Annotated in this window: 5 protein-coding genes; 4 read left to right on the top strand and 1 reads right to left on the bottom strand. The window is 30.5% G+C overall.

The features are described from left to right. Positions 1-290: 290 nt before the first annotated feature. The 4 genes from Q0352_RS01515 to Q0352_RS01500 all read left to right on the top strand — a co-directional run bounded on the left by Q0352_RS01515 (position 291) and on the right by Q0352_RS01500 (position 6,669). Positions 291-3,167: a pitrilysin family protein gene (locus Q0352_RS01515; protein ID WP_299522496.1), complete on the top strand. Its 2,877-nt coding sequence runs from the start codon at positions 291-293 to the stop codon at positions 3,165-3,167. A 466-nt stretch (positions 3,168-3,633) separates the two neighbouring features. Next, positions 3,634-4,590: a CorA family divalent cation transporter gene (locus tag Q0352_RS01510; protein WP_299522493.1), complete on the top strand. Its 957-nt coding sequence runs from the start codon at positions 3,634-3,636 to the stop codon at positions 4,588-4,590. 179 nt (positions 4,591-4,769) lie between these two features. After that, complete coding sequence (locus Q0352_RS01505; protein ID WP_299522489.1) at positions 4,770-5,732, top strand: alpha/beta fold hydrolase; 963 nt, start codon at positions 4,770-4,772, stop codon at positions 5,730-5,732. 346 nt (positions 5,733-6,078) lie between these two features. Then, the gene (locus Q0352_RS01500; RefSeq protein WP_299522486.1) at positions 6,079-6,669 is read left to right on the top strand and encodes a phospholipid scramblase-related protein; all 591 of its coding nucleotides are present in this window, start codon (positions 6,079-6,081) and stop codon (positions 6,667-6,669) included. Between the two features lie 170 nt (positions 6,670-6,839). Here the strand turns inward: Q0352_RS01500 and Q0352_RS01495 are convergent. Beyond that, positions 6,840-7,237: hypothetical protein (locus Q0352_RS01495; RefSeq protein WP_367274564.1), on the bottom strand; the 398-nt coding region annotated here is incomplete at its 5' end.

Below are 7,237 nucleotides of genomic sequence, written 5' to 3'. Positions count from 1 at the left end.
TCTTAGTAAAGTTAATAAGCATAATTTTTATAGTGCTAAATAAAGAAACCCGTTGTACAACATTTGAACAAAAATTATCCGTCAATAAACCAAAATTTAGAAACGGATATGAATTTTAAAAATAGAAATTGAAATTTGTTCCATAAACATGACTTCATACAACAAAATAATAAACGATGAGAAAGGCTAGCTTTAAACATATGAAAATGAAAGTTTTACGTTCTACAAAACTAAAAATTGAAATAAAATAGTATCTTACAAACTCATTTTAACTAAAAAAATATCATTTTATGAAATCAAAAAGTATTCTCATCATTTTCATTGCGTTTATTTCAGCCATCGGCTGGTCTCAAACCAAGTTAATTGAAAAAGTAACAAAAACCGGTAGCGAAGTCGTAATTCCTTACGAAAAATATCAACTAGCAAATGGACTTAAATTAATTATTCATGAAGATCATTCTGATCCTCTTGTTCATGTTGATGTAACCTATCATGTTGGATCTGCACGTGAAGAACTTCAGAAATCTGGATTTGCACATTTCTTTGAACACATGATGTTTCAGGGTTCTGAGAATGTAGCCGACGAGGAGCATTTTAAACTCATTTCGGATGCAGGTGGAACTTTGAATGGGTCTACCAATCGCGACAGAACCAATTATTATGAAACAGCTCCTAGCAATCAATTAGAATTAATGTTGTGGATGGAAGCAGATCGTATGGGATTTTTTCTGGATGCAGTAACTCAGGAAAAATTTGAAGTACAACGCTCTACTGTTAAAAATGAAAAAGGGCAAAATTATGATAACAGACCTTATGGAAGGTGGAGTGAAGTAAATGCATCAGCCTTATATCCATACGGACACCCCTATTCATGGTTGACTATTGGTAAATTAGAGGACCTTGACCGTGTGAATGTAAATGATCTTAAAAAATTCTTTATGCGTTGGTACGGACCTAATAACGCAACTCTTACCGTTGGTGGAGATGTGAATTCGAAAGATGTTATCAAAATGGCCGAAAAATACTTTGGTGTCATTCCTGCAGGACCAGATGTAAATGCGTTAAAATTGGATGCGGCAACTTTGGATGCTGATCGTTATGTGAGTTATGTAGATAAAAATATTCGTTTTCCAGCCATGATGTTTACATTTCCAACAGTGCCAAGATTTCATCCTGACGAAGCACCTTTAGACTGCTTGGCCGAGATTATTGGAACAGGACAAAGCTCTTTCTTGTTTAAGAAATTTGTTTTAACCAAAAAGGCTATACAAGCTTCCAGCTTCAATGGTGCTGATGAATTGGCAGGTGAAATGTCATTGTTTGTAATACCTTACCCTGGAGTTGCCTTAGCTGATTTTGAAAAAGAAATGAGACAGGTACTCATAGAATTCGAACAATCAGGAGTAAGTGATAACGATATCCTTAAATTTAAGGCTAATCAGGAATCAAACTTCATCAATGGTCTGGCAAGCGTAAGTGGTAAGGTTTCGCAACTGGCAAGTTATGAAACCTATTTGAGTAATCCCAACGGGATAAAAAATGATTTGAAACGGTACCAAAATATTACTAAGGTAGACGTTATGAGGGTATATAATAAATATATTAAAGGAAAACCAGCAGTAATTTTAAGCGTAGTACCAGAAGATGGAACTGCACCAGTAAAAGCTGACAATTATACGGTTCCTACAGAAGGAAACAATCCTTTTCCTAAAACAGATTATTCAGGCTTAAGCTATACAAGACCAACCGGAGATACTTTTGACAGAAGTATTCGACCTATCTCAGGATCTTCTCCTTTGGTGCAGGTACCTGAATTCTGGTCAGAAAAATTGAATAACGGAATAAAAATAATTGGCACACAAACCAATGAGATCCCTGTAGTTGCTTTACAATTAAATATCAACGGAGGACATCGAATGGATATGTATACTCCTAATAAGTCCGGTTTAGCATTGTTAACCGCCGGTTTAATGAATGAATCTACTGAGAATTACACCTCAGAACAGATACAAGAAGAATTACGTAAGATTGGAAGTAATATCAATATATTTGCTGATGATTCTAAAACGACCATAAGTGTGAACACTTTGAAGAAGAACCTAGCTAGAACCTTAGAAATCGTTGAAGAAATACTTTATAGACCTAAATTTTCTCAAGAAGATTATGATCGAGTAAAGAAACAACAATTGGAAGGTTTAAAATCTCAAATGAAAGATCCTTCAGCCATAGCATCTAATGTATACCGCAGATTGTTATATGGTGATGACCATATCTATGCTGTACCTGAAAGCGGTATAGAAGAATCCGTGAATATCATTACCTTGGAAGATGTTCAAAACTTTTATACCAAATACTATGCGCCTGAATTATCGGAATTGGTTGTAGTAGGTGACATTTCAAAAACAGACATCATGTCCTCTTTGGTTTTTTTAGATAAATGGAAAAATAAATCAGCTAAATTACCTGAGTTTTCCACGGTAAACGCTCCAGCCAAAACCAAGATTTATTTAGTAGACAAAGCAGAAGCACCTCAGTCGGAGATACGTATCGGATATGTAACCGATATGGCATATGACGCAACCGGAAATTACTTTAAATCATATTTGATGAACTATCCATTGGGTGGCGCTTTTAACAGTAGAATCAATTTGAACTTAAGAGAAGATAAGGGTTGGACCTACGGAGCACGTTCTAATTTTAATTCTAATGATGATCCAGGTCCATATACTGCCAGTGCAGGAGTCAAAGGAGAGGCTACTGCCGGAGCTATTTCTGAATTTATGAAGGAAATCACCAACTATAAAAATCATGGAATTACCGATGATGAATTGATTTTTATGCGAAATTCAATTGGTCAGCGTGATGCCCGTAGTTATGAAACTCCAAGTCAAAAAGCAAGCTTCTTAGGCAGGATCGTACATTACGGTCTGGACAAGAATTTTGTGGATAAACAGACCCAGATCATTAATACTATTTCAAAAGAAGAGATTAATAGTCTGGCTGATAAATACCTTCAAATTCAGAATATGAATATTCTTGTTGTAGGTGATAAGGCGAGCAACATTGAGAAACTAACTGAATTGGGTTATGAAATTGTTGAATTAAATGCTAAAGGTGTAGTTATTCCTAAAAATGATACACCTATTAAAAAAGAAATAAAAGATTAAAATAACTTTTCCAATACTATTGAAAAGTGAGTAAAGAGGAGCTGCTTAGTTTTGCAGCTCCTCTTTCTTGTTTTATTATTTTGGAATATATCTCGAATAAAAAAAACCTTTCAATTAATGGTGGCTAAGTCCCTATAGGTCTTCTGTACAGAAAAGAAGTGAAACACGGGAAATGAAAAGAGCAATCATCTAATTTTGAGAAATTTTTTGAAGACTAAATTCAAACTAGAAAGGAAAAAAACAATTAAACGGAATGAATTTAAACAAAATAGAATAATTAATCAAAAAACTACTTTTTACAACACCACATATAGCAATTTGACAAATTCTTATAAAAAGAAAATTTTGAGTACTTTTAAATAAAAATTAAGGCTAAGGAAAATTACGGTGCTAAATGCTCAAATTTCCATATCCAAACCCGTTGGCAACAATAAGAGATTAAGTTTAAAGAATCGAAAACAATAATATGATAGAATTATATTTAAAGACTAATGAAGTACAAAAACTAAATTTAATTAGTGAAATTAACTATAAGGCTAAAGACATATTTAATATTCGAATAATTGATTCTACTGAAGAAGTATTAAAGGAAATTTCTAATAAATTTGATCTTGATATATCAATTTTTAATCAAAAAGAAGATATTGAAATAAGTTCTCATTACTTAAAATCAAGCGACCAAGTTTCTTTTAACTTTTCAATACCCAATTACAATTCGAATACACTTTTTAAAGAGGAAGAAGTTTTTATAATCATCAAAAAGGGAGTCGTTTTTTATTTTTTATCTTCTAATATTGATGAAAATTTTGTAAATCTCACAAAAACAAGATATGATTTTACAAGTATAAATTTCAATTCTCATTTAGAACATTTTGTATTTCAAATAGGGATAATTTCAGACTATTATGCAGATTTGACAGAATTCATATCTAAAAAAGTAAAACAGTTTTATGAGAATATTTTAAACTCGAAAGATTTTAAATCAAATGACTTAGATTTAATAATGATTCTAAATTATAATAACCTCTTAATAAAGGAATCAATAAGTAATTTTCAAAGAATCCTGCACTTACTCAAACAAAACAAATTTGAAGAAAAAACAATCACAAATAAAATAAATTTAGAACTTGATGATATTGCAGTAATTTCAGACCATATTCAATTTAATTTTGACAGACTTGATGATTTGAAGGAAAATATAAATAGTAAAATTGAATTAGAACAAAATAGTATATTTAGAACATTAACAATTATAACTGTTTGTATTTCTTTACCAACGCTTATTGCGGGAATATATGGGATGAATTTTAAAAATATTCCAGAATTGGAATGGAGATTTGGATATCCAACAGCAATTGGTTTGATGATAATAAGTTTCATAATTGCAGTAGCCTATTTTAAAATGAAAAAATGGATTAAATAATTCTACTGAAAAATTCTGTAGCTAAAACCACATAAAATTTATGCTTCCATTTAAACTAAATAACTAATTGACAAACATTTAACAATCGATTTGCTACGTGCCAAAAACAACCGATTTTCCAGTCGCACAAATCTTATAAAAGCCCGTGACAATTAATCTCAAATTTATAATCAAAAATAATGACAAATAGAATTACATCTTATTTTACTTTAATTATTGCATTTAGCCTACTCCTATCTTCCTGCGAAAATGTTAAAAAAACAAACCAAGTAGCTTTAACAATTGATTTCTTAACAAATGAACAATATAAGTTCATAAAGGTCGATCAAGATATTAAAATGGCGTATTTAGATATTGGAAATATTAATGACCCAATTATTCTTTTGTTACACGGTGAACCAAACAATTCATTTGTATTTAGAAATATTGCTCCTTTCTTAGTTAAACAAAACTTTAGAGTAATTATCCCTGATCTTGTTGGATTCGGGTATTCAGATAAACCAAAAAACCCAGATATTATAACCTATTCTAATCAAACAAATTGGTTAAATACTTTTATAGATAATCTAAAATTAAAAGACATCAACTTATTTGCTCATGATTGGGGAGGCATGATTTCATTACGAATTGTTGCTGAACGACAAAACCTCTTCAGTAAGGTTGCAGTTTCTTATAGTTATCTATTTGAAGGAGATGAAGAAATTCCAGATAGTTTTATTGGTTTTATAAATTACGCCAAAAATGATTCCACATTCTCACCTGGAAATATTATGGATTGGGGAACAAAAATAAAACTACCAGATTCTATAAAAGAAAAATATGATAGTCCTTTTCAACAACAATCTGATTACAATTTTGTTAGGAAATTCCCATCCATGATTCCTTCTAAAACTGACGACCCAGAAGCTATTTTGAATAAGAAACTTAATAAAAAATTGAAGTCTTTTACAAAACCATTCATTACTATTTGGGGTAATAACCAAGATTTAATGTGGAAAGGAAAAGATAGTTTATTACAAAAAAATATTTTAGGAGCCCAGAATCAAACACATTACATTCTAAATTCAGACCATTTCATACAAGAAGATAAACCTGATGAACTTACTAAAATTCTTGTTGCTTTTTTCAAGGAAGGTTCTTAATAAATTAATCCTTGTCAAGTTTTGAAAAAATATCTAAAACTCGAAAACCACTAATTGCAACATTGCATATAAAAAATTGCTAAATTATGTAAAATAGAATTTTTCTAAAACAAAAAATACTAAATTTAAACATTGGATAATTACGTTTTCAAATTCTCAACTTTCCATATTCTGAACCATTGGTTTTAATGCTCGGAATAATATTTTAGTATAAAGAAAAACTGATGAAATTTGAATTAGAAAACACTAATGATAAAAAATAAAATTGGAGCCTAGATACCAATAAAAAAAACGGGCGAAACCGAAAAGCCAAAGAATTCGGATCTAAATTAAAGCTATAAAAAAGATGAATTCAAATTTTTTTGATTCAAACAGTTATTTTATTGACGAAAAAGTAAACTATTTTAAGTTCGAAAATTGTTACAAAGTATTTAATGACAAAGGAAATGAGATAGGTTCTGTGAACCAAAAAATATCTGTAGGACAAAAATTTCTTAGATTGTTATTAAACAAAAATATGTTACCCTTTCAATTAGAAATAACGGATTCAACAGGAAATTTACAAACATCAATTTCTAGAGGTTGGACGTTCTTTATGTCAACAATTTTAATTGATGATTCCAAAGGAAATAATATTGGTACGATAAAACAAAAATTTAAATTATTTAAGCCCACGTTTAAAATTTATAATAAATCCGAGCAACTTGTTGCTGTAATTACTGGAGATTGGAAAGCTTGGGATTTTCAAATAAACGATTCTTATGATAAACAAATTGGAACAATAAGTAAAAAATGGAATGGAGCAATGAAAGAAATCTTTACTACAGCAGATAAATACAATGTGGATTTAAATTCTGGGTATACTGATATCTCAAATAAAATGGCAATTCTATCTGGTGCAATAACAATTGATATGGTTTTAAAAGAAAGTAAGTAGTTACACTCACAAAACCAACACCTCATAAAATTTGTAGCACTTTTAAACTAAATAACAAACCAACCAATAGTCAAACTATTGAGTTATTAGATTCTAAGAAAATAATTATTAAAGAAACAATCGACATAAATAAACACAAGTAACATTGCAAACCAATGTTCACCCTCAAGCTATTCTATATCATTCTTAGCATGCGTAACATTTTGAAATGTCGGAGAATTCTCTGTAATTCTTCCTGCACCCTTTTTATTAATTTTAAAAGTAACATCCTTTGTTGTAGTAAATAAAAGAACAGATGAAAAAGACGTTTTGAGATATGATTTCAAAAATACAAAAGCATCTTCTAATGAAAGCTCGTTTTCCTCATCTTCGGTTTCTTTTGATTGGTAGCGCAATTTCACTAAGACCTTAAATTCATTTTCAGAATAGACCGGTCTGACAAATATATTTTTTAAGTTTGGTTTACCAATGGTCTTTGCCATAGTTAATTTGGCAAAGCGGCCTTCTTGGCAACTTTCTTTTACTTGTTCCCAGAAAAGAACAAACACATCTTGGTACGGCATAAACT

The organism is uncultured Lutibacter sp., assembly GCF_937891065.1.
Classification (GTDB): Bacteria; Bacteroidota; Bacteroidia; order Flavobacteriales; family Flavobacteriaceae; genus Lutibacter.
This window is presented reverse-complemented; position numbering and strand designations above follow the sequence as displayed.

Excerpts from the sequence above, each read along its gene's own strand:
- Q0352_RS01505 (WP_299522489.1), top strand. The coding sequence starts at position 4,770 with ATGACAAATAGAATTACATCTTATTTTACTTTAATTATTGCATTTAGC.
- Q0352_RS01515 (WP_299522496.1), top strand. The coding sequence starts at position 291 with ATGAAATCAAAAAGTATTCTCATCATTTTCATTGCGTTTATTTCAGCC.
- Q0352_RS01510 (WP_299522493.1), top strand. The coding sequence starts at position 3,634 with ATGATAGAATTATATTTAAAGACTAATGAAGTACAAAAACTAAATTTA.
- Q0352_RS01500 (WP_299522486.1), top strand. The coding sequence starts at position 6,079 with ATGAATTCAAATTTTTTTGATTCAAACAGTTATTTTATTGACGAAAAA.